We start from the raw sequence: 25,248 nt of genomic DNA, 5'->3' as shown, positions 1-25,248 counted from the left end.
GATAATTGGCATTATTAACCTCTTATATCAAAGTTAAAATTATTTATATAACAAAGAAGGAACCTATCATACTTCATGATAGGTTCCTTCTTTAAATGCAAAAACTTCAAGTGTGTCAGGTTATGTTTCAAATCGTTACCGTTTCCAGAAAGCTCTTATAAAGTTGAATTTCTTGTTATTCTTTACCTGATGCTGATGAGATACCATCATCCAATTATTTTGATTCAATTTAGGATGAATATCTACTGTCGTTTGATAGGCAGTGCATAATAATCAAAAGATAAATCCAGCAAGGCACTTGCTTCTTGACGCAGTAACAGATCTTTCGGACGGAACATAAAGGACCCATCAGCATTGATGGAAGTATCAGGGTCTAGAATTCCTTGGGAGGCAAGTGCTTGAATAGATTGGACTGCCCAATCATCTGCGGCATCAAGTAATTTAACTTTAATAGTTTTATCAGTTTGAATCATTTTCAAATCTTGAATTTGCTTTACGTTTTGAATCATGGTTGCTGCGACCTGTCGGGTAATCGGAGTAGCATGGTTATACTCTGGAATTCCATTCATCATTTTTTCCCTTGCCTCCTTGGATTCGTCTGGAAAACCGTTCCATCCGTGAGCAAGTAACAGCATATCCGCAAATTCTCCTTGTGTCATGGTGTCCATCGGATTAAATAGATTATCTGTCTTAGCATCCATAATATTTAGAGCATGAAGATTATCAATGTGACTTCTATATTTACTCTTTGGTGGCACGTCATCAAAAGGTAGTTTGTTGTTAATTTTCTGAGCATCTGCTACAAAATCAAAGCTTTTAGGAGAGGTGTAGTGAAAATATGTGATTTCTCCTGCTGAATTCTTTTTGAAAGCAACTTTGTTGCCTTCCGAATCTTCAAATAACAACGGATGAATCATTTTCAGAACTTGTTTTCCAGTTGTTCCACCCTCCATGACCAAATTCCCATTTTCATAAGTAAAATGAGTGCGAATTGCAGAGAAACGCGTATTTTGGAATAAGCCCAAGTATTTATGAGCTTCTTTTTCTTCTAACGGAAGATAACTTGTTTTTACTTCATTCTTCTTAGCAGGGAAGTAGTGATCCATGAGAGCTTCATATATGTCTATACTCATCATTGAATCATTATTGTAAGACATGAAGAATGCTGTTTTTTGTTCAGGCACTAAAATCAGCAGTGATTGATGTCCAGGCATACTTCCACCTTTCATTACAACGTGTTGACCGTTAGCAAATTTATTAAAAGGTGTTTCAAATCCAATTGTCGCAACAGGGATTGTCTTATCATCAAAAACTTGATAGGCATGCATCATATCTATGCTTTTTTTACTTACAATTTCTTTGTCTTTAAACGTTCCTTTCTGTAGTTGCATAATCATGTATTTTGACATGTCTTCCGCTGTAGATAAAATGCTTCCTTGTGGTGTATCCCTTAAACCGCTCCCACTTGTTGGAATCGGATCACCAGTGGGACCATAATGTGTAGCCATTCTTTCGAGAAGGTCAGGCGTAAAGCTCATACTCGTGGATTTCATATCTAATGGTTTGAAAATATTTTTTTCCATATATTTCGAGAAAGGGGTGTTAGTAGCATTCTCTACTGCAAACCCTGCGAGCGCAAATGAGACGTTGTCATACGTATAAGCTTCCCCTGGTGGCCGTATCACCGTTGGCATATGTTTAGAGAAAAATTCTTTCATTGGTATACTATTATGAACGTATTCGGGTCCAGTTATATTTGTGAGGTCCGGAAAATCTACCCCGCTAGTATAAGTGAGCATATCAAACAGGGTGAGAGGTTTCCCTGTTTGATTAGGGATTTTTAATCCACCAAGATATTTTTGTACGTCTTGATCTAGTTTAAGCTTTCCTTTATCGACTTGCTGCATCACAGCCAAAGCAGTAAAAGTTTTTGAGACTGAAGCGATTTGAAAGACCGTGTCCTTAGTGACGGGGATTTTCTTTTCTTTATTGGCATATCCATATCCTTTATTGACAACGACTTTTCCATCATGAACGACGACAAAACTAGAACCGTTCACATTATACTTCTTCATTTTTTCTTCAAATAACGGGTCAGCAAAAGATTCTATTTCTTTTTTATTATTAGGTCCTTCCATCATTTGAATATTAGTCGAGGATGCTAATGGTTTTGATTTTTCAGCTTCTAATAATTGTTGGGAACACGCAGAAATCATTGTTGAAGAAGAAAGAAGAACTGCAACAATCCCCAGTTTGTTAATTGCTTGTTTCATTTTTGTACGCTCCTTTAATTGATTTGTTTTTTTGTTAGCGAAACGAGTTAGCACCCGTTAGCGTATGAACAGAGTGTAGCAAGAGGCAAGTCATAGTAGGAAGTGAGTTTTTGTAATATTTATAAAGAAGAACAAAAATTGAGTCGATAAAGCTGTATTAATAGTTATGTCATAAAAATCATGACATTTTGACACTACTGTGTATGACAGAAAAACACTTAGTATCAAAGAGCAGTTATTAATAAATGAGGAGGGGAGATTTTCATTGCGTATGATAAAAAGGTAAAGAGGCATGAAAAGGGAAACAGGTATGACATATTTATGAAAAATAAACTAGTAACGAGATTGTTTTAAGGAAAAGAAGTAATTTTTAGGATTAACATACATGTGGAAAAAGAGGGATTTACTGTTTGTTAGGATTCAATAGCGTTCGTGAAAATAATACTGAGTAAGATACTTGCAAATCAACTCTTGTCCATTTGTCTTTGGTAAAGATGAAAGCTGTGTGACTAGTATAAAACAGCAAATAATTACTAATAAAATATGAATAGAGGAGAGGAATATTTTTATGAAAAAGCATTGTCAGATTACATCTACAGGTTTAGGTCTTTTAATGACTGGAAGTTCTCTATTATATACAACGCCAACCTCAATTGTAAAAGCAGAGCCCACTCAAAATGTATCTAGTTCGTTACAAATAAGTACCCAACAAAATCGTACTTCTGTTAAGCAAGCAATGCGAGATACACTACAACTTGGATACCCTGGAGTACTCGCTACAATTTATAAGGGTGGAAAAACGTGGAGTTATGCCGCTGGGGTAGCGGATCTGAGAACGAAGAAACCAATGAAAGCAGATTATCGCTTTCGTATTGGCAGTGTGACGAAGACATTCATTGCAACAGTTCTACTTCAATTAGCTGGAGAAAATCGCTTGAATCTAGATGACTCCATCGAAAAATGGTTGCCTGGTTTCATTCAAGGAAACGGATATGATGGTAACCAGATTACGATTCGGCAGATATTGAATCATACAAGTGGGATTGCTGAATACTTAAAGTCAAAAGACTATGATATTATGGATACAAAAAAATTGTATACGGCTGAAGAATTAGTAAAGATTGGACTGTCTCTTCCGCCAGACTTTGCCCCAGGTAAGAGCTGGTCTTATTCAAACACAGGATACGTAATACTGGGTATCCTTATTGAAAAAGTAACTGGAAACAGCTATGCGGAAGAGGTTGAAAATCGGATTGTTGAACCACTCGAATTGTCGAATACATTTCTACCTGGTAATTCAACTGTTATCCCAGGTACCAACCATGCCCGTGGATATTTCCAACTAGATGAAGCAAGTGAGCCCAAAGACGTTACGTATTCTTACCCAGGTAACTCTGATGGAGATATGATTTCTACTGCTGATGACTTAAACAAATTTTTCTCTTACTTGCTTAGTGGAAAATTACTAAAGGAACAGCAACTAAAACAAATGCTTACTACAGTTCCTACAGGAATGGCGGGAGTTGATGGTTATGGTCTTGGAATCTATGAAACTAAACTTCCAAATGGTGTCTCGATATGGGGACATGCAGGTGCCGCTCCAGGTTTTATTACTCTTGCTGGAGGCACACTTGGAGGAAAGCATACATTGGCAATCAACTTAAACAACCGCATAGTTAATAGTCCTGATCCTTTTAAAAATATTCTACTTGCTGAATTTAGCAAGTAGGTAAAAAGGAAAACCGGATAAATTTTGGCATAGTTTATTTTTGAACAGCTGACTATATCATTTTTAACAAAAACTGACGTTCTAGTATTTCGATAAAATGATGAAAATAAGGACAAATATAAACTAAGTACAATAAGTGTTTAAGAATCATTCACTGTAAAGAAACAAGAAGTTAATCAAGGTTTTTTATCCTCCACAACTAGGTAACCATGATTATTTTATTGAAGTAGGGAGGTGAAATCCAAAAGCATAATAATTTTATATGCAGCAAGCACCTAAGATATGTTACTGGAATAACAAGGGTAGGTATAGATTTATTTGGAAATACAAAAAATTTTAATCTCTTAAAATCTATTACTACGTATTATTTAGTAGATGAAATGTGGAACCAAGGAATTTATACGTATGATGCATGAAATCAAGGAATTGATTATGACACGTCGTTTCTTTCAGGAATCCTTATTATAAGGATTCCTATTTTATATCAAAAAATTTGCAAAGAAAAAAGATAAAATCGGGAGCACAATCTTATCTTTAGCATAAAGAATTAGCGTATGAACAGAGTATAGCAAGTGGCGAATCATATTCGATAGTGAACTTTTTGTCATATTTATAAAGGATAACAAAAGTTGAGTAGAATAAGGCTGTATTGATAGTTATGTCATACAAACCATGACATTTTGACACTACCGTATTTGACAGAAAAATACTTAGAATAAAAAAGTGGCTTTTAACGCATTAGCAATGAAAGAGGAGGAGAGATATTAATGACGAAAGCATTAGCTCAAAAAACTTTGCAAGATTTTTATTTCTTGTTATTTACCTTTGTATCCGGTTTTTTTTACTTTTGTTTCTATCTGATCAGCGTTACATTTGCATTAGTAATGACGATTATCTTTTTGGGTATTCCCTTATTAGCATGGGTGCTACAAACAACTCACACGTTTGTTCAGTATGAACGTATTCAGACAAAGATTTATACAGATATATCGATAGAGTTATTCGAACCAAGAAAAAAAGAGGAGGGAGATAAATGGATTAAAGCGAGAGATACAATCCTCAATAATAGCAACTGGAGGGCTATTTTTTGGCTCATGCAGAAATTTTTGGTCGGAATAATGAGTCTTATATGTGCTGTTTTACTGTATGTAATGCCACTAGTATGTATCGTTACACCCTTACTTTTTCGATATTTTAATATATACTTATTGGGTATAGCTGTGGATTCATGGGAGACAGCAATTTTTGTCATGATTGTTGGTTTCATTCTCATCGTGATACATAATTTTATTGGAAACTGCTTAGTTCAAATTATTGGAATGTACACGCGTTCCATGTTTAAAGCTATAAAGGAGTGATAATTTGTTTAAGACTTTGAAACTATGGTTTTGGTATGATTGGGCCTTACTTTGTATACGTTTTATTATTTGGCTATCATTGATATCAACGACTATCCAACAACAAGATCATTTGACAGTACCATTTTGGATCATTATTCTTTGGGAAATAGTTTCATTCTCAGTACCTTGGATTTGTTTAATGTTTAGTTATCGCTATTATTTGTTTACTGAAATAATATTATTTGGCGGAGTGTGTTTCTATTTAACTTTATTATTTCCGTCAGCGTATCTTACTTTTTTAATGCCAACTTTTATGATTGCGGCAAATAGTGCTCATAAATCTTACCGCTGGTCGGGTCCTATCACAATTATTTTGTTCCCATTGCTCATTGCGATATTTTCCAAAGTAACAGATTTATGGGCAATCATCCTACAACTCAGTTTAGCTTTTGCTATGGGCTCTTTCTTTCGTTTACTGGCTATTAATTACCGTCAAAGTGAAATTATTCGGAACCAGAAACATGTATTGGAACAATATGTATCCCAAGTTGAGCGGATTACATTACTCGAGGAACGTGATAGGCTTTCAAAAGACTTACACGATACGATGGGACATTCCTATACTTCAATTATTATGGGGATGGAAACATTACGTATGGAATTAAAGTCTAAAGAAGGAGAGCAACAGCTCGATTCATTATTACAATTGGCCCGTAACAGTATGGAAGAAGTAAGACTGTATTTACATCAATTAGATTTGTCACAAGAATCGCTTCCCTTAGCTGTCACATTACAACAATTGACAGACGAATTTAAGAAACATGCAAAAGTAAATGTACGTACTCAAATAATAGGGGAAGAGTATATGGTCTCTAAACAATCAAAAATGACACTATATCGGAGCTTGCAGGAATCACTAACAAATGCTGTTCGCCATGGGTATTCCACAGAAATCATTGTGTCACTTCATTTTGAACCACAACAGATAAGATTGGATGTACAGGATAATGGCTGTGGGGTAGAAGAATGGAAGGATGGTTTTGGATTAACTGCAATGAAAGAGCGTGTAAGTCAGTTGCAAGGAAGAGTCATTGTTTATTCCAAAAAAGGGGAAGGGACATTAATTTCATGTGTTTTACCGAAACAAGTACAACTTTCTAATGAACAAATCCGCCTGTGTATTGTCGACGATCATTCTTTTATCCGAGAAAGTCTTCGCACAATTTTGGATGGACAGGAGGGTTTACAAGTAGTGGGAATGGCTGAAGATGGAGAACGGGCTTTGGAATTGTGTGAGAGATTAAAACCAGATGTAGTATTAATGGATTTAGAGATGCCAAATCTAGATGGGATTCATGCGACTAAAGTGATTAAGGAAAAATGGCCGGACATTCGTGTACTCATTCTGTCAACCTTTCAGAATACAGAAAGGGCAAAAGAAATCATACGAAATGGTGCGGATGGATATGTATTGAAATCCATAGATTCGCGTGAACTAGCTGAATCAATTCGTCTAGTCTATCGAGGAGGCACGATGATTACTCATGACTTGTTCCATAGAATGTGGGAAGAAAATGAAGAAACAGGATTATTTGAATCACGATCAGATGGAAAAGAGTATGGATTAACGAAACGAGAATTAGAGATTTTGGAACTATTATCACAAGGAAGCCGTTATAAAACAATAGCTTCGACACTTTACTTGTCAAACGGAACGGTAAGAAATTACGCCTCCAATCTTTATGAGAAGCTAGGAGTTAAAAATCGAGAAGATGCAGTACAAAAGGCAAAAGATATAGGATTACTTTCTTGACTCTCTCACTTGAACTAGTTAGCTGAAGTCAATGGGGAACTTACAGATAATACAGGGCATTACTACCCAATACTACACTTGAAACTACAATGAAAAATAAAGAGTTGGCAACCCCCTGCTTTTTTGTGAATATAGTCTAATATAATTTAGTTGTTTAAAATGGGTATTCGGATTTTCATATCGAAAAAGTAAAATAGATATTTTGGTCAATAACATCTGTGATTTAGATGTTATTGACCCCATTTCGAAAGTATCTATTACGTTTCCATGAGTGGTTTTGGAATTGAAAGAGTTACTTCCGTAAAGTCGGGGATAATAGCACTCACTAAATTCAAGTTCTCTATAAAGAGAAGAATTTAGAAACTAAAGAAATTAGTGTGAGGGTGCTTTATTGTAGTCAAATTAAAATATGTAGTTTTGAGTTGAAGTAAAACGTGTAATATAATTCTAAAATTCAAATTATATTAGAATGATGCAAAAGATAATCTAAAACTGAAGTATACAAGTAGGATTACGCAACCAGCCTGAAGATGGCCATCCTATTGCTGGATTTCATAATCCGATACGGAGTTCAATTGGATTCAATATGAGAAAGATAACAGGTTAATATATTTCTAATCATTTAAAGGGAAGGGCATGTGATTGAGGTGAATAATACATATAATGAAAAGACGCATACATCGATTAAACAATTATTAAAAAAGTTTTCATCAAAAGCTCCTGGCTGTGCATATATTGCTAGTTTAGATAGCGGAGTAACTTATAAGGGTGCAGTTGGCTTAGCTTCTATAGAGAAAAATCTACCCATAACTACCAAAACCGTTTTTAATGTAGCCTCAGTTTCTAAACAATTCACAGCATTTTCTATATTAATGTTAGAACAAGAGGGGAGATTAAGTTTAGATGATTCAATTGTAAAGTTTGTCCCTTCTATAGGAGCATATGCTGAACCTGTAACATTGAGACAACTAATTCATCACACTGGTGGACTAGTTGATTATATGGAATTGGCTGAAGCAGAGAATATTAAATATACTGACAAATTAACTGTAGAAGAATCGCTAAAACACCTTAATGGTCATCAAATCGCAAGGTTCCCAGTTGGCACAAAATTTGAGTATAGCAATACAGGGTATTTTTTATTATCACAAGTGATAGAGAAGGTAAGTGGCAAGTCTCTATGTCAGTTTACAAAGGATTGTATTTTTGGTCCTTTAAATATGAGGGCCACAACAATTGTGGATTACTATCCAACTACTGTAGCAATTGCTAGTGGATATTCGAAGAATGAGCAGGGAACATATAAAATCTATGAAAGCCCTTGGGAACATACAGGAGATGGGGCAGTTCATACAACAGTTGAAGATCTGGTAAGGTGGGGAGAAAATCTAACTACAGGAATCGTTGGTGGAAAAGAACTGGTTAAAAGAATGAGCGAAATAGGTCCGAAAATCTCTCCAACTGGAGAGACAATTATTGACAATGAAGATTATGCTTTTGGGTTGAGAGTTACTGAAGGTTTTAACTGTCGATACTTGGAACATTCAGGAAGTTGGGCAGGTTATCGTTCACATTTTATGCGGTTTCCAGAAAAATTTTTGTCTGTTGCGGTACTAAGTAACTATGATGAATTTGACTCTAAAAAATATGCTAATGAAATAGCAGAAATTGTTTTAGAAAAGTAAAAAAATAGAGCTTAGAATACAGTATTTGGATTTGGTTTATATTATTTAAAAGAATTTACCTTACACTTTCTCAAAATCCAATCAAAAAACGGAAATGACCTTAGAATCAAATTGGTATTTTTAATATTAGGAATAATCAATACGATTGTTGCGGTAATATTACAAAATGAGTATCCCTGCATTCTCATTTTTATTTAATAAGAACGTAGGGACATAATAAATACAAAGTTTGCGTTTTGGGGGTAATAGCTTTTCTTAGCTTGATGTGGTATCGCCACATCAAGCTAAGAAAAGCTAAAGTTAGGTCTTTCATTAACTTCCTTCGGTGTTGCCTACCTGCCTGATAACTTGTTTATCTTTTTTGAAAAATAATACCTACCTAAGTTTATTTGGCGTTCTCATTTTTAAGGAGAAAAAGTGTTTTAAGGGTTTTTTAGTTTATTTAAACGAAAGTTCACTTTGTTTCTGTTCTTAAGTTGATGGGAATGGATCACCATCAAAATGCAAATTTCGCACGCTAAGGAATTTCTATGTTAATAAACTTGGTTTTACCGTACATTAAGGAAGCTCCATAAACGATATTTAATGTTTGTTATTGAATGGCTTTGTTATCGTTACTACAGAAAAAGCAAAAAAGAATGAATTACATATAAATCGATTTATATGTTTCAAGTGTATTTATATTGAGTTTGTAAATCTACACAATAAGATTTCATTGTATATAATAAGTGTAATAGAAGTTCAGTTAGATAAAATTCGGTAGTCGAATTTTTTTGCATAAAGCTGTATAATGCTTGTAACGAAAAGGAAATGCAGGAAAGGATATGTAATGAGTTACTATGGATAAAGATAAACAACAATTAAGCGTTGAAGTTGCGAGGTTATATTATCAATCAGATTATAGTCAGCAAGAAATTGCTAATAAATTAAATATTTCAAGACCGACGATTTCGAGATTATTAAAGTACGCGAAAGAAAAAGGGTTTGTTCAAATTAGTATAGCCGATCCATTTGCGGATTTAGATAACGTTGGGAATTTATTGAAAGAAAAGTACAGCTTGTTAGAGGCACATGTCGTATTTTCTCCAGTGCCAGAATATGCAACGATTACAGAGTATATAAGTAAATATGCAGCTGAGTATATGGAAAAGACGGTTAAAAACGGTGATATCGTTGGTGTAAGCTGGGGAATGACGATGTATGAAATCGCTAGAAAAATCGTACCGCAACATGTAAAAGGGGTAGAAGTTGTCCAGTTAAAAGGTGGTATTAGTCATTCGAGTGTAAATACATATGCGAATGAGACGATAGCTTTATTTGCAGATGCTTTTCAAACGACACCAAGAAATCTACCTCTTCCAGTTATATTTGATAATGCAGTGACAAAAGAATTAGTAGAGCAGGATCGACATATTCATCACATTATCGAAATGGGGAAACAAGCGAATATTGCAATTTTTACTGTAGGAACAGTGCGAGACGAAGCACTATTATTCAGATTAGGTTATTTCGATCAGGATGAAACAAGTTTACTCAAAAAACAATCGGTCGGTGACATTTGTTCACGTTTCTTTGATGGAGATGGAAATATTAGTAGCGAAGAGATTAATCAGCGTACAATTGGAATTGAGTTAGAGGAACTGAAATTAAAGAAACGCTCTATTTTAGTTGCAGGTGGTAATAGAAAAATAAAAGCAATTGATGGTGCGTTACGTGGCGGGTATGCAAATGTTTTAATTATTGATCAGCATACAGCAAAAGAACTGTTACATTATCAAAAAGGTTAGAAATAAAAGGCTTTCTCAAGATGTTAATTTTGAGAAAGCCTTTTATTTTGTTATGTATGAATTATAGAGGTCTTTTTTGAACACAAATTTCCTTTTTAAAAATAATTATGGATATTGAGATACATACTACCATTGTTAACATAAAAATTTTAATTTTATATATGAAGTGTTTCTTAGTTAGAATGCGCTTTACTATAAGAAAATTCCTTTTTAAAAAGAATGAACAAAATTTCAAAAGTGTATTTACATTTGTTCAACTAAGAGTTAGAATGAAGTTGTTAAAAGATATGAGGAGTGATAATAATGAATATTGCAAAGTTAATTGACCATACAATTTTAAAAGCTAATTCTACAAAAGAAGATGTTATGAAAGTAATCGAGGAAGCAAAGGAATATAAATTCGCTTCTGTTTGTATTAATCCTACATGGGTGAAGCTAGCTGCTGAAGAATTAGCTGGACATGATGTAGACGTTTGTACTGTAATCGGTTTCCCATTAGGAGCAAGCACGACTGAAACAAAAGCATTTGAAACAAAAGATGCTATCGCAAAAGGTGCAACTGAAGTTGATATGGTAATCAACGTTGGTGCTTTAAAAGATGGGGACAACGAATTCGTTGAAAAAGACATTTATGAAGTAGTACAAGCAGCAAAAGGAAAAGCTCTTGTAAAAGTAATCATTGAAACTTGCCTATTAACAGATGAAGAGAAAGTACGCGCTTGTGAATTATCAGTAAAAGCTGGTGCTGATTTCGTAAAAACTTCAACTGGATTCTCAACTGGCGGAGCAACTGCTGAAGATATCGCATTAATGCGTAAAACAGTTGGACCAAACGTTGGTGTAAAAGCATCTGGTGGCGTTCGTACACGTGAAGATGCAGACAAAATGGTAGCTGCTGGAGCTTCTCGCGTTGGAGCTAGTGCTAGTGTTGCAATCGTATTAAATGATGCAAAAGGTGCTACAGATAACTACTAATCATTAATGAAGTCGTGAGCAATAGATACACAAAGTAAAGTGTATCTATTGCTTTAACAATTGAAACAAATGTAAGCGGATACGAATGGGAGGAAACGGCTTATGAAGTACTTAATCGGTGTTTTTGGCCTCGTATTGATTTTAGGTATCGCTTGGCTTGCTAGTAATGATAGAAAGAAAGTCAAATATCGCCCAATCATAACGATGGTTATATTACAATTCATTTTGGGGTTTCTATTATTAAATACAAGTATCGGGAATATATTAATTAGCGGAATAGCAGATGGTTTTGGAGAGCTATTAAAATATGCCGCTGACGGTGTGAATTTCGTATTTGGTGGATTAGTAAATCAAAAAGAGTTTTCATTCTTTTTAAGTGTATTAATGCCAATCGTATTTATATCAGCTTTAATAGGTATTTTGCAACACATTAAAGTGCTACCTATTATTGTGAAATCTATCGGTCTAGCATTAAGTAAAGTAAATGGAATGGGGAAACTAGAATCATATAACGCTGTTGCTTCTGCGATTTTAGGACAATCTGAAGTGTTTATTTCAGTTAAGAAGCAACTAGGATTATTGCCAGAGAAAAGAATGTATACATTATGTGCATCTGCAATGTCTACTGTTTCAATGTCTATCGTTGGATCATATATGGTGTTATTAAAACCGCAATATGTTGTAACCGCTTTAGTGCTTAACTTATTCGGTGGCTTCATTATTGCTTCTATTATTAACCCTTATGAAGTTACTGAAGAAGAAGATATGTTAGAAGTACAAGAAGAAGAAAAGAAGACCTTCTTTGAAGTATTAGGGGAATACATTATAGATGGATTTAAAGTTGCGATTACAGTAGCAGCTATGTTAGTCGGTTTTGTTGCTCTTATCGCATTCGTTAATGCAGTATTTAAAGGTGTAATCGGTATTTCATTCCAAGAAATCCTTGGTTATGTATTTGCGCCATTTGCATTTATTATGGGTGTACCTTGGCATGAAGCTGTTAATGCCGGAAATATTATGGCAACAAAATTAGTATCAAATGAATTTGTCGCTATGACAGATCTAGCACAAGGAAACTTTAATTTCTCAGATAGAACGACAGCGATTATATCTGTATTCTTAGTTTCATTTGCAAACTTCTCTTCAATTGGAATTATTGCAGGAGCAGTTAAGAGCTTAAATGAAAAGCAAGGGAATGTAGTCGCAAGATTTGGTTTGAAATTACTTTTCGGTGCAACATTAGTAAGTTTCTTATCAGCAACAATCGTGGGCTTATTATTTTAATAGATTCATATAATATAAAAAGGAATGGTGATTGTAATGAGAATGGTAGATATTATTGCGAAAAAACGTGACGGTAAAGAATTAACGACTGAAGAAATCAAATTCTTTATTAATGGATATACAGACGGAAGTATTCCTGATTATCAAGTGAGTGCACTTGCAATGGCAATCTTCTTTAAAGATATGACAGATCGTGAGCGTGCAGATTTAACGATGGCAATGGTGGAGTCTGGAGAAACGATCGACTTATCAGCAATTCAAGGAATTAAAGTAGACAAACATTCAACTGGCGGTGTTGGTGATACAACAACATTAGTATTGGGACCATTAGTAGCTGCTTTAGATGTACCAGTAGCAAAAATGTCTGGTCGTGGTTTAGGACATACAGGCGGAACAATCGATAAATTAGAAGCGGTAGAAGGATTCCACGTTGAAATTACGAAAGAGCAGTTCATTGATATTGTAAACCGTGACAAAGTAGCTGTTATTGGACAAACTGGTAACTTAACGCCTGCAGATAAAAAAATCTATGCATTACGCGATGTAACAGGAACAGTAAACTCTATTCCTCTAATTGCAAGTTCAATTATGAGTAAAAAAATTGCAGCTGGTGCCGATGCAATCGTACTTGATGTAAAAACAGGTGCTGGCGCATTCATGAAAACAGAAGAAGATGCAAAAGAATTAGCACATGCAATGGTACGTATCGGAAATAATGTAGGACGTCAAACTATGGCTGTTATTTCAGATATGTCACAACCACTTGGTTTTGCAATTGGTAACGCTCTAGAAGTGAAAGAAGCGATTGATACGTTAAAAGGCGAAGGGCCAGAAGATTTAACAGAGTTAGTACTCGTATTAGGAAGTCAGATGGTTGTACTTGCGAAAAAGGCAAATACATTAGAAGAAGCGCGTGAAATGTTAATTGAAGTGATGAAGAACGGAAAAGCAACTGAGAAGTTTAAAGAGTTCTTAAGCAATCAAGGCGGAGATAGCTCGATTGTAGACAATCCAGAAAAAATGCCACAAGCGAAATATGTAATTGATGTACCTGCTAAAACTTCAGGTGTTATTTCTAACATTGTTGCAGATGAAATCGGTATCGCAGCTATGCTACTTGGTGCTGGCCGTGCAACAAAAGAAGATGAAATTGATTTAGCTGTAGGGTTAATGTTACGTAAAAAAGTGGGCGATGCAGTAAAAGAAGGCGAGCCGTTCGTAACGATTTACGCAAATCGCGAAAATGTAGAAGATGTAAAAGCCAAAATTTATGAGAACATTTCTATCGCTGAAACAGCAGTAGCTCCTAAATTAGTTCATACAGTTATTACTGACTAATCATCATTACACTTACTTTGAGGGGGAAATAATATGGATAAGAAAAAATATATTGAAGAAGCAAATAAGATGTTAGCAAAAGCATATATTCCGTATTCAAAATTTCCTGTTGGTGCAGCGTTAGTTACGAAAGAAGGTAAAATCTATACTGGTTGTAATATAGAAAATGCTTCTTACGGTTTATGTAACTGTGCAGAAAGAACAGCGATCTTTAAAGCAGTATCAGAAGGTGAGCGCGATTTTAGTTACTTAGTTATTACAGGCGAAACGGACGGACCGATTTCACCGTGTGGTGCTTGTAGACAAGTAATTGCTGAATTCTGTGATCCGAAAATGCCTGTATTATTAACGAATGTAAAAGGCGATGAAAAAGAAGTAACTGTTGAGCAGTTACTGCCAGGTGCTTTCTCAATTGAAGATTTAAAATAAGTTAAAAAGCCATTTCGCAATTTATAATTGTGGAATGGCTTTTTTATTTTCAGAAATTGAGTGTAATATTTTGTTCATATTCCGTTCATATACTTTGCGTAAAATGATTGCAGCGAATATAGAAAATTTACAGCAGGAGGAATAGAATAAAGAAATTATATAATGCAGCATTTACTTCATTATTTGTTTATGATTTTGCTCGAAAAATCTTTTAAATAGATAGGGGTGGGGAGTATGAGTTTAGCACTTTTATCAAGTATCGTAGCAGTCTGTATAGCTGTTGGAGTAATGTTTCTTCGCTTGAAGGCAGCAAAAAAGCCGGTAACGAAAAAGAAAATTATATTGCCGCCACTTTTTATGAGTACTGGCGCCATAATGTATTTTTTACCGGAGTTTCGATTAACATCGTTAGAAATAGTAGAGGTAATTATCGCAGGGCTTATTTTCTCTATATTTCTTATTAAAACAACAAAGTTCGAAATAAGAGATGAACAAATATATATGAAACCGTCAAAAGCATTTATATTTATTTTAGTCGGATTATTAGCTGTACGAGTAGCATTGAAATCATATTTAAGTCAATCGATTGATTTAGCAGAGTTAAGCGGAATGTTTTACTTACTCGCATTTGCGATGATTATATCGTGGAGAATTGCGATGTATCGCTCATATATTAAATTGGAAAAGAACATAAAAAGAGCTGGAATTTCTATATAGGAAATCCAGCTTTTTTTATGTTTTATTGAAATTCTTTAGCGCGGAACTCATTTGCTTAATTTTAAACGTATTTGAGCATCTTGTAATGCCGCCGGGGTAACGTTAAGACCATGTTGATCAACAATTTTTGTGTTTAATAAAATGGAATCTAAGCTTCCACGAAATGTTTGTGTATAGTTTTGACGCAACATTTGTTGTTCTTGTTTTTCATCAACTGTTAATCCAGATGCTTTTTCTTTTTTTGATAATTCGTTAATACGGAATAAAATGTTTTTCATTTGTTTCGCCTCTAGTTAGATTTAATTACATTAGCTACTTACTAATGTATAGTTATTGTAACCTATCTCTCATTAAGTGTCAACGCCTATAAAAATTTCTTTTTTTGTAAGGGTATGGGTTGAGAAAAGATGTAAATAACTTACTAATACTTGAAATAGAAAAGATAACAATATACAATACCTTAGTAAGGTATTGTATATTGTTTTACATTATGAAAGTAATAAGCAAAAAGGAGTATGTAATAATGAATGCAGTAATTTCAAAAAAAGAAACAATCATCTCATATACGATTGCTATTTTATTTATTTTAGCTATGGTAACAGCGGGTTTGTTATTAAATGATCCGGAAGTCATTTTGCCGGAAATAGCAGCGATGGCAATTGCTTTATGGGCGTATCGTGAGCCAGGTTGGTTAAGGCAGCCAGAAAAAATCTTTATTGCACCGTCAATAACAGCTGTGATTGGTTTTATGGTTAATCAAATGGATATAGCCTATTTAGAGAAAGTAAGCATAACGCTTGTATTTATGATGCTGTTTTTACGTGTAATTCAATCTAATTTAGCACCATCTATTGCGACAGGTTTATTACCATTAGTAACAAATGCGACGGAATGGTCATTTGTTATCGCGGTATTCGCTTTAACATTTATATTAATGCTTGGTGTTCTTATATTTAAATTAAACAACGGTATTGAGCGAAAAGTGCATATTCAATATAAATATATGATTGTATTTCTCATACTAAATTTTGTGTGGATCAGTTTATGTTGGATAACTGGTTATGAACAATTGGCAGTGATTCCACCAATATTAGTTGTTGTGTATGAATCACTTCAAAAGCCGATGTATAATGAAAAAATGGCTTTTAAACAAATAGTAGTACTAACTATATCGGCAACTGTTGGAACGGTATTGTATTTTACAATTGATTCATGGATTATAGTTACGTTATTAAATATGATGTTGATGCTTATATTATTAAAAATCATCGGTGTACGTATTCCAGCAGCGTATGCATTTCCATTATTGCCGCTCGTATTTCCTGATGAAACGATAAAGATGTTACCAGTAGCTTCATTTGTTGCGGGGGTATTTTTATTTGGTGCAGTACTACTGTATAAAAAGTAGGAGATGAAGCAAAAGGGCATGCAGAAGAGTTAAATATAATTTGTAAAAAAGGTAAGTTCAAGTCACTGGAACTTACCTTTTTTATTTATACCCAATATAAAGATATATCATAAAGTCCAACTAAAATGAGTAGTACCCCTGCTATAAGCTGAATGTTTTTTCCTACTTTTCTGCTCTTTTTAAGTAGTGCCCCATTTAATCCAAGGTAGGAGATGATAAACATTAATATAACGATAGGGAGAGCAGTTCCTATCGAAAAGAATGTTGGAAACAAGTATCCATAATTAGATGAGAAAGATAACGGGATTAATGTTCCGAAAAATAGAACGAACATAGTTGGGCAGAAAGCTAAGGAAAAGAAGAATCCGAGTAAAAATGAACCAATTTCATTTTGTTTTCGTATAAATTTGAAAGAGAAGAAATTTATACCTTTTATAATACCTGCCAACATGAGCCCCATTAAAACTAATAAAGGTCCCATCATTTTTCTTAACCATGGGAAATACAAAGTCAATATTTGCTGAATCTCTTTTCCTAAAAACCATACTAATAGTCCGAGTGTCGTAAAAGCTATTATTTTTCCTAAAATGAATAACAGTATATGATATCCCTTTTGTAAAGATTGATTGCTATAAAGTGTAATAGCACTAATGTTTCCTGTTAATTGGCAAGGAGCAAGGGTACCTACTATACCTAATAAAAACGCAAATAAAAGAGGAATTGATTTCGTAGTATTCGCGATAGCCATTAAAGGAGACATGAGTTGATAACTCCATTCACTAATTGCTGAAAACACGTTATATTCACCTTTCTAATTAAATTGGAATGTGCCCTCTTTAGTAAGTTGCTTCCACGTTTTACCTTCATCTGTAGAGAGGAACACACTTGCTTTCGTTGTAGCAAATACGATTTCAGCTGAATTTTGAGGATTTTGTGATATATACATGATTGTATCTTTAGAGTCTAAAGATGGAATTTGTATGCTAGTTTCTTCGTTTGTAGCAATTGATTTTTTCGTTAGTGATTGCTCATTTTGCTTATTGATAGAGGCATATATAATGTCTTCATTACTTAATGTAACTGCGGTCGATTCAATTGATTTAGAAAATAGTTCAAATGTATTTCCAGAATCCGTAGATAAATATACGCCGTCTTTAGCGCTTACTGCGACTACACTAGATTGATCCGGATGTACTGAAAAGGAATGAATCGTACTTGAAAGACCTTTTAACTTACTATTTTTCCAATCTTGTCCGTTGTTCGTACTGAAATAAAAACCTTGTTGTAATTTAGAATTTGGACGCTCATTGTATAAATAAATTGCTTCCGTATTATATCCGACAGCGAGGTTATGAAAATCAGATTCTCCGTAAAACGCTAGCTTTTCAAGAGTATTACCGCCATCAGAACTTTTCATTAATCCTAAAGGATTTTTTAAATTTGCACCTGGTTCAGGATGACCGCTGGCAAAAAATCCATTTCTCGTTGCCTGGAAGCCCATATAATCGTGTAGCTGTTTAGCAGTTTCTAACCATTTTCCATTTTGATAAACTTTTATACCACTGTGGGTTGCGATAGAAATCCCCGGCATATTTCCTACAAAGCCAATTCCGTGAATGTGCTCGATTTTTCCAGATGTAATCTCTTTATAGAAGTTTTGCGGAATCGTATTTACTGTTTCTGTGTTTTTTGTCTGAGATTGTATTGTTTCTTTCTTTACTGTTGCTGTTTCGGCGTTGCTAGAACATCCTGAAATGATTAATAAAGAAGTAATTGCTAATCCTGTTGCCACATAATGCTTCAAATTTGTAGGCTCCTTTCCTATATATGAGATTTTAAGTATATGGAATAAATGTCAAGAAATTGTGGAGTGGTATGCATAATTTAGCTTAAAAGGGGCCCTAATAATGAAAATTTTCCTGTCTCTATGAGTACTATTAATTGACGAAAAATTATAACAATAATAGAATGAATTGTATTGGATAATTAGATTTACAAGCATACATAGAACGCTAGGGGGATTATAATGAAATCAACATTCTTTGCTCAAAATAGAGAACGATTAGTAAACACATTACCAGATGAATCTATTACTATTTTATTTGCTGGACAAGCACCTCATATGTCAGCGGATGCACATTATAAATTTGTGCCGAATCGAAATTTTTACTATGTAACAGGAATCGATGAACCAAATGTTATTTTCATGTTGAAAAAGTTTGGAAATAGTGTAGAAGAAATACTTTTCATTGAAAAGTCAGATCCAGTAATGGAAAAATGGGTTGGTAAAACAGTTTCTAACGAAGAAGCAGAGAAAATTTCAGGTATAAAAAAAGTTGTATATTTAGATAGCTTTGAAAAAACAATGTCAAATATACTTTTTACAGAAAATGTGAAACATCTATATTTAGATTTAGAACGTCGTGAGTGGAATGGTACAGAGACAAAAACGCTAGCGTTTGCTAAACATGTAAGAGAACAATATCCACACGTAACAATTGGTAATGTATATCCGAACATTTGTGAATTGCGAGTATTTAAAACAGATGAAGAAATTGAAATTATTAAAGAAGCAATTGCTGTAACGAAAGACGGTATTTACAATGTGTTAAAGCATGTAAAAGCAGACATGATGGAATATGAATTAGAAGCTCAGTTTGATTTCACACTAAAATCATCTGGCATTAAGCATCATGCGTTCAATACAATTTTGGCAAGTGGGAAAAATGCTACAGTTCTTCATTATGAAGATAATGATGCACAAATTCAAAATGGTGATTTAGTACTGCTAGATTTAGGCGCTCAAAAAGATTACTATAACGCTGATATTAGTTATACATTCCCGGCAAATGGAACATTCTCTAGTCGCCAAAAACAAATTTATAATATCGTATTAAAAGCATTGAAAGAAACAACAGAGATTATTAAGCCAGGCTTAAAGTTCGCTGCATTAAATGCGCATGCTAAAAAAGTACTCGCAGAAGGGTGTAAAGCAGTTGGTTTAATACAAGAAGATGAGGAACTGTCTAAATATTATTATCATGGTGTCAGCCATTTCCTTGGTTTAGATACGCATGATGTAGGGACATACAAAGATAGAGTATTAGAAGAAGGCATGGTTATTACAATTGAACCTGGTCTTTATATTGAAGAAGAATCGATTGGAATTCGTATTGAAGATGATATTCTTGTAACGAAAGACGGATACGAAAACTTATCAAAAGATATCATTAGAGAAGTGGAAGAAATTGAAGAGTTTATGAGTGAAAATAATGTAAATGTAAAAGAAGATGAAGTTGTTACGAAATAATAATTAGAAGAGGCGCTCAATTTTGGGCGTCTTTTTATTTAGCTCATTGCATATCTCCATATTTTCTTGAAAATCATTTTTTATAATGATTTTGAAAAAGAAAAAGGAGGGGTTTCCATGAAGAGATTTTTGTTAACAGCAGTTACAGTCTCTGTCATATCTTTAATTGCTGCATGTTCTGCGACCACAAATACAACAAACGATCATAAAAATATGAATGATAAAAAAACACCACAGACTGAAACGGCTATAAAACCATTGAAAGTTGAAAAAGGACCAGAAGTTACTTTAATAGCGAAAGAAGAAAAGCAAAAATTAAGTAACGGTGTTATTGTTCCAGTCTGGACATTTAATGGCTCATCTCCTGGTCCGGAAATTCGGGTGAAAAAAGGTGAAAAGGTGAAAGTGACATTAAAAAATGAACTATCTGCACCGGTATCTGTTCATTGGCATGGGTATCCTGTTCCAAATAACATGGATGGAATTCCAGGTGTGACGCAAGATGCGGTTGAACCTGGAAAAAGTTTCACCTATGAATTTGAAGCGAACGTACCAGGAACGTACTGGTATCACTCACATCAAGATTCTGTAAATCAATTAGATAGAGGATTATATGGTGCTTTCGTTGTAGAAGATACAAATGAAAAGTATGATAAAGATTACACATTAATGTTAGATGAATGGATAACAGATAAAGAAGAGATAAATAAACAGTTAAAAGAAATGTCAAAAGGAAAAACAGAAAAAGTAGACGGTAATAAATCTAGTAAGGATAATGAAAATGCGAAAAAGAATGATGATAAGAACAGCAGGGATCATTCCGGTATGGACATGGACGGGAACAAAAAAGACTCTGGCAATATGGCAGGCATGGACCATGGAAAGATGAAGATGGAAGGTCATGAAATGAGTATGTATGATTTATTCACAATTAACGGAAAAAGTGGTGATTTAGTAGAGCCATTGAAAGTGAATAAGGGAGATAAAGTTCGTCTTCGACTCGTTAATGCTGGCTATCTATCGCATGATATACATGTTCACGGTCATGATATAAAAGTAATTGCAACAGATGGCCAACCAATTAATGATTCAAAAGTTATAAAAGACAAAGTAATTTCAATTGCACCGGGTGAACGTTATGATGTTGAATTTACTGCTAACAATCCTGGGAAATGGTATGTTGAAGATCATTCGGTAGATAAAGGTGCAAAAGGAATGAAAACCATTATTGAATATGAAGATAGTAAAGAGATGAAAGACACAGAAAATGAAAAAGAAAAACTACCAAAATTAGATATGACGAAATATGGCGAGAAAAAATTAGGTAGTTTCACACTAGAGCAGCAGTATACTGCCTCATATAATATGGACTTGAATACGCAAATGAATGGAAATGAAATGATATATACAATTAACGGAAAAGTATTTCCGAATATTGATCCAATTCCAGTGAAAAAAGGTGACTTAGTAAAAGTGAAATTAGTAAATCGCTCTAAAATGGATGATCACCCGATGCATTTACATGGTCACTTCTTTCAGGTGTTGAGTAAAGATGGAAAACCGATAGAAGGTTCTCCAATTGTAAAAGATACTTTGAACTTAAAACCAGGTGAAGAATATGAAGTCGCCTTTGTAGCAGACAATCCGGGTGAGTGGATGTTCCACTGTCACGACCTACATCATGCTTCAGCAGGGATGGTAACGGAAGTGAAATATACAGATTATAAATCTGATTATGTTCCAAACCCTAATATTCCTAATAAACCAGAATAATGTGAAAATCATGTAGTTTATTAATGATGTAAAGCAGTTATCGCAATAGGTGGCTGCTTTTATATGTCATGTTGTGAATTGGAAATATTATTTTTATAAAAGTTTAGATAATATGAGGGGGTTATCCTGTAGAAAGAGTTTACAAGGTGAGAATGTTTTTTGTTATTTAAGAATTAAAAAACAAAGTGTTTTTTGATTAGAAGTGGCTGAATTTAATGTATTATATTGTAGTTCTAAAAGGCTGAATACCTATATTTGACCTTTCTTTTATTTTGTACTACAATTCGTAGTGTGAAAGGAGAAAGGGAATATTTAAGCAAAAGTATAAGTTAAATGAAGAAGGCTTAAATTATGATTTTTTTGTTTTTGTAGTATTAATTATAGGTGATTATTTGGCGATATTTTTTTTGGAATTTAAACTACAACATGTAGTGTTTGATCGAAAGAATGAGAGGGTTTTCAGAGTGTGATGAATTTAACTTTTCTTTATTACTAGATATAGATGGTGGAAAATAAATAAAAATTCAATATGGATAATAAAAGGATACTTTTGCTGAATAGTTAAAAAGAAAAGAAATGGAAGTTAATATAAAAACATAATGATACTTGAATGTGTTTATAGGAAGGTGTTTTATACTTATGAAAAAGATTTTAGCTAGTGTAGCAGTAGCTTCTGTTACAGGAAGTGTATTTATTAGTACTGCTCAAGCGAAAAATACTGTTATACAAAAAGGCATGAAGCATGAGCAATCTACTGATGTAGTAAAATATGAAAATCAAGTAACAGTAAATACAAATGCTCTACGTGTCCGCACACAACCAAATACGTCTAGTGTAATAATGGGATGCGTGTATGAAGGAGAAGTTTTACAAGTTATTGGAGAAGAAAACAGTTGGCTGAAAATTAATCATAAAGGAAAAACTGGCTATGTAAGTAGTGAATTTGTTTCGGAAAATAGTGTATCAGCGAAGACGAATGTAAGCATGAGTCGTAGTAAAACTGTAACTGCTAATGTATTACGTGTTCGCACACAGCCAAATACGTCTAGTGCAATAATGGGGCGCGTGTATGAAGGGAAAGTTTTACAAGTTATTGGAGAAGAAAACGGTTGGTTAAAAATTAATCATAATGGAAAAGTAGGTTATGTAAGCAGTCAATTTGTAATAGACGGTAGCTCAAATGGAAGCGACAATAACAATGGGAAATTTCAAGTAGCGAGTGGGGATTACAAAGTTAACGTATCCTCCCTCCGCGTTCGTACAGGTCCAAGTACTTCCCATACGATTTTAGGCTCTATACATAAAGGACAAGTTGTTCAAGTAACTGGTGAAATTCAAGATTGGGTCAAAATTAACTATAGTGGAAAAACGGCTTATATTAGTAAAGATTACATTTCAAAGAGTGGCTCTAATGCAAATGTAGACCAAACAAATGAACAACAAAAGAATGTTACGGTTCAAACTGACGGTACATACATTGTAGACGCTACTTCTTTACGTGTGCGTACCGGCCCTGCTACTTACCATAGTGTAATTGGTGGTGTATTAAACGGACGAATATTGCAAGTAACTGGCGTTGAAAATGGCTGGTTGAAAATTAATCATAATGGAAGAACTGGTTATGTAAGTAGTGAATTTGTAAAATTCGTTAAAGGAGGTACACCATCAAAACCTGAAACCAGTAATCCATCTACTGGAGCAACAGTTGGTGACTACTATGTTAACGTAAGCGTGTTAAATGTAAGGAGCGGCGCTAGTACAAATCATGGTGTAATCGGTGCATTATCAAAAGGAATAAAAGTGCAGGTTCTATTTGAAGAAAATGGATGGGGAAAAATTAATTACAACGGTAAAAACGGTTATGTATCAAGTAAATTTCTATCAAAAACAAGTGAGACTGATGCAGAGGAGCAGCGACAATCCCAAGAGGTAAATACAACAAATGACTTTATTCAACCAGCTGTAGGAAGATATACTTCTAGATTTGAGAAACGTGGTGGGCAAATGCATCACGGATTAGATATTGCTGCTTCAGGAATAGTGCCGGTTGTTGCCGCCGCAGAAGGTGTAGTCACTCGCTCTTATTATTCTACAAGCTATGGTAATGTGGTGTTTATTTCTCACAATATTAACGGACAAACCTATACGACTGTATATGCTCATTTAAAGAGTCGTTCTGTTACTGCTGGTCAAAAAGTAAAGCAAGGACAACAACTTGGCATAATGGGGAATACAGGACAATCTGAAGGACAGCACTTACATTTTGAAATCCATAAAGGTGAATGGAATGCACAGAAGAGCAATGCTATGGATCCAAAAATATATATTGGTTAATTGAAAATTTATTATTTCAACATGGAATTGTATATCTTCTCAAGCAAAGAGAATTTCATAGATTTAGAAGTTTTGGCCTAACGATTCAAAGTGTTTTTTATCTTCATCTGTTAAGAAATAAAAATAATGAAATCGATCCCCTCTACTATGATGAAATAGTAGAGGGGATCGATTATAGTTGCTAATGTTTATGTTGTTCTTCTGTGGAAGAGGTTGGCGGGATATGCTCTGGGAACGTTACGAATATAGTCAGGATAATTACTACACCAATTGAGAGTAATAATGGAAAACGTCGCTGAATAACAGCAGAAAAACTTTCTGATAAAAATTGAATCATACATGACATAGTTATTGTTATCGTAAGTAAAAGACTAATAAACAGTATACTATGAGCTTGTTGAGCGTTTAACATTTCTGTAATCATTGCTCCCATCATACTTGCCATTAATCCAGAGAACATTCCTTCTAAAGCAGTAAATAGGTGAAAACGTAGACCGACTAAAAAACCGATACAACCACTAATCAAAATCGCAAGCAAAGTAGAATATAATAATTCTCCTTTAAAGAGAATACCTAAATAAAAACCGATACTTAAACCCGTACTCATACTGAAAGACATAATAAATACCATATACTCCATTAGGGTACCGTTACGTTTAGACATATATGATGTAATAAGAATCGAGATACAACAAAGTGTTAAGGCGGTTAATGTGTAAGCGAACATTATGATACCTCCCTGTCCTATCATTCATTTCATCATATGTTCATATGGAGAGTACTTATGCTTATTTATATCTGCATATTATCTGCACAATTTCATGAATATAAGCAAAGAGACGTTTGATTTTTTTGCGTCTTTTTTTATTTGTGAGCATGTGAAAGAAAGTGTTATATAATGAGTTTCTATTGTGAAGCAATAAAGAATAAGCGTATAATATTATAGTTATCCCATTACTGGGAGTAACCCGCGAATGATAAATAAGATTGTTCTTTTATCATCGCTTCTAAACAGATAGACAATGAAAGTAACACTGGAATACGGATAGGGAG

The 25,248-nt window shown here is 34.2% G+C and carries 19 protein-coding genes; 14 read left to right on the top strand and 5 right to left on the bottom strand.

The window, feature by feature from the left end:
• Positions 1–242: 242 nt before the first annotated feature.
• The gene (locus ACYVEC_RS27020; protein ID WP_098556139.1) at positions 243–2,273 is read right to left on the bottom strand and encodes a serine hydrolase; all 2,031 of its coding nucleotides are present in this window, start codon (positions 2,271–2,273) and stop codon (positions 243–245) included.
• A 568-nt stretch (positions 2,274–2,841) separates the two neighbouring features.
• Between ACYVEC_RS27020 and ACYVEC_RS27015 the strand changes: the two genes are divergently transcribed.
• The 10 genes from ACYVEC_RS27015 (at position 2,842) to ACYVEC_RS26970 (ending at position 15,370) form a co-directional block, all read left to right on the top strand.
• Positions 2,842–4,002: a serine hydrolase domain-containing protein gene (locus ACYVEC_RS27015; RefSeq protein WP_098556137.1), complete on the top strand. Its 1,161-nt coding sequence runs from the start codon at positions 2,842–2,844 to the stop codon at positions 4,000–4,002.
• Between the two features lie 767 nt (positions 4,003–4,769).
• On the top strand, positions 4,770–5,360 hold the full coding sequence (locus ACYVEC_RS27010; protein WP_063224260.1) for a sensor domain-containing protein: 591 nt from the start codon (positions 4,770–4,772) through the stop codon (positions 5,358–5,360).
• A 4-nt stretch (positions 5,361–5,364) separates the two neighbouring features.
• On the top strand, positions 5,365–7,155 hold the full coding sequence (locus ACYVEC_RS27005; protein ID WP_063224259.1) for a helix-turn-helix transcriptional regulator: 1,791 nt from the start codon (positions 5,365–5,367) through the stop codon (positions 7,153–7,155).
• A 647-nt stretch (positions 7,156–7,802) separates the two neighbouring features.
• Positions 7,803–8,840, top strand: a complete 1,038-nt coding sequence (locus ACYVEC_RS27000; RefSeq protein ID WP_063224285.1) for a serine hydrolase domain-containing protein — start codon at positions 7,803–7,805, stop codon at positions 8,838–8,840.
• Between the two features lie 839 nt (positions 8,841–9,679).
• The gene (locus ACYVEC_RS26995) at positions 9,680–10,627 is read left to right on the top strand and encodes a sugar-binding transcriptional regulator (protein WP_063224258.1); all 948 of its coding nucleotides are present in this window, start codon (positions 9,680–9,682) and stop codon (positions 10,625–10,627) included.
• A 303-nt stretch (positions 10,628–10,930) separates the two neighbouring features.
• Positions 10,931–11,602, top strand: coding sequence for a deoxyribose-phosphate aldolase (deoC, locus tag ACYVEC_RS26990; RefSeq protein WP_001017434.1), 672 nt, complete (start codon positions 10,931–10,933; stop codon positions 11,600–11,602).
• 102 nt (positions 11,603–11,704) lie between these two features.
• Positions 11,705–12,886: a NupC/NupG family nucleoside CNT transporter gene (locus tag ACYVEC_RS26985; protein WP_063224257.1), complete on the top strand. Its 1,182-nt coding sequence runs from the start codon at positions 11,705–11,707 to the stop codon at positions 12,884–12,886.
• Positions 12,887–12,922: 36 nt separating this feature from the next.
• Complete coding sequence (locus ACYVEC_RS26980) at positions 12,923–14,224, top strand: pyrimidine-nucleoside phosphorylase (protein ID WP_063224256.1); 1,302 nt, start codon at positions 12,923–12,925, stop codon at positions 14,222–14,224.
• 33 nt (positions 14,225–14,257) lie between these two features.
• The gene (locus tag ACYVEC_RS26975) at positions 14,258–14,653 is read left to right on the top strand and encodes a cytidine deaminase (RefSeq protein WP_000358520.1); all 396 of its coding nucleotides are present in this window, start codon (positions 14,258–14,260) and stop codon (positions 14,651–14,653) included.
• Between the two features lie 234 nt (positions 14,654–14,887).
• Positions 14,888–15,370 (top strand): CcdC family protein, encoded by a 483-nt coding sequence (locus tag ACYVEC_RS26970; RefSeq protein WP_460509217.1) that lies wholly within the window; start codon positions 14,888–14,890, stop codon positions 15,368–15,370.
• 47 nt (positions 15,371–15,417) lie between these two features.
• On the opposite strand, the gene ACYVEC_RS26965 is transcribed toward ACYVEC_RS26970, so the two are convergent.
• Positions 15,418–15,648 carry a DUF896 domain-containing protein gene (locus tag ACYVEC_RS26965; RefSeq protein WP_063224254.1) on the bottom strand — a complete coding sequence of 77 codons (231 nt, stop codon included), beginning with the start codon at positions 15,646–15,648 and terminating at the stop codon, positions 15,418–15,420.
• Between the two features lie 245 nt (positions 15,649–15,893).
• Here ACYVEC_RS26965 and ACYVEC_RS26960 point away from each other — a divergent pair, with 245 nt between their 5' ends.
• Positions 15,894–16,778 (top strand): hypothetical protein, encoded by an 885-nt coding sequence (locus ACYVEC_RS26960; RefSeq protein WP_063224253.1) that lies wholly within the window; start codon positions 15,894–15,896, stop codon positions 16,776–16,778.
• Positions 16,779–16,863: 85 nt separating this feature from the next.
• Here the strand turns inward: ACYVEC_RS26960 and ACYVEC_RS26955 are convergent, their stop codons facing one another.
• Both ACYVEC_RS26955 and ACYVEC_RS26950 read right to left on the bottom strand, forming a co-directional pair.
• Complete coding sequence (locus ACYVEC_RS26955; RefSeq protein ID WP_460509212.1) at positions 16,864–17,574, bottom strand: urease accessory protein UreH domain-containing protein; 711 nt, start codon at positions 17,572–17,574, stop codon at positions 16,864–16,866.
• Positions 17,575–17,589: 15 nt separating this feature from the next.
• Positions 17,590–18,582 (bottom strand): F510_1955 family glycosylhydrolase, encoded by a 993-nt coding sequence (locus ACYVEC_RS26950; RefSeq protein ID WP_063224252.1) that lies wholly within the window; start codon positions 18,580–18,582, stop codon positions 17,590–17,592.
• Between the two features lie 222 nt (positions 18,583–18,804).
• On the opposite strand from ACYVEC_RS26950, the gene ACYVEC_RS26945 reads away from it, so the two are divergent.
• The 3 genes from ACYVEC_RS26945 (at position 18,805) to ACYVEC_RS26935 (ending at position 24,195) form a co-directional block, all read left to right on the top strand.
• Positions 18,805–20,088, top strand: coding sequence for an aminopeptidase P family protein (locus ACYVEC_RS26945; RefSeq protein ID WP_063224251.1), 1,284 nt, complete (start codon positions 18,805–18,807; stop codon positions 20,086–20,088).
• A gap of 117 nt (positions 20,089–20,205) precedes the next feature.
• Positions 20,206–21,861, top strand: coding sequence for a multicopper oxidase family protein (locus ACYVEC_RS26940; protein WP_460509207.1), 1,656 nt, complete (start codon positions 20,206–20,208; stop codon positions 21,859–21,861).
• Positions 21,862–22,500: 639 nt separating this feature from the next.
• Positions 22,501–24,195, top strand: a complete 1,695-nt coding sequence (locus ACYVEC_RS26935; RefSeq protein ID WP_460509204.1) for an SH3 domain-containing protein — start codon at positions 22,501–22,503, stop codon at positions 24,193–24,195.
• Between the two features lie 181 nt (positions 24,196–24,376).
• On the opposite strand, the gene ACYVEC_RS26930 is transcribed toward ACYVEC_RS26935, so the two are convergent.
• Positions 24,377–24,922 carry a hypothetical protein gene (locus ACYVEC_RS26930; RefSeq protein WP_063224248.1) on the bottom strand — a complete coding sequence of 182 codons (546 nt, stop codon included), beginning with the start codon at positions 24,920–24,922 and terminating at the stop codon, positions 24,377–24,379.
• Positions 24,923–25,248: the final 326 nt, after the last annotated feature.

The sequence above is a fragment of the Bacillus sp. MN7755 genome (assembly GCF_054771475.1).
This window is presented reverse-complemented; position numbering and strand designations above follow the sequence as displayed.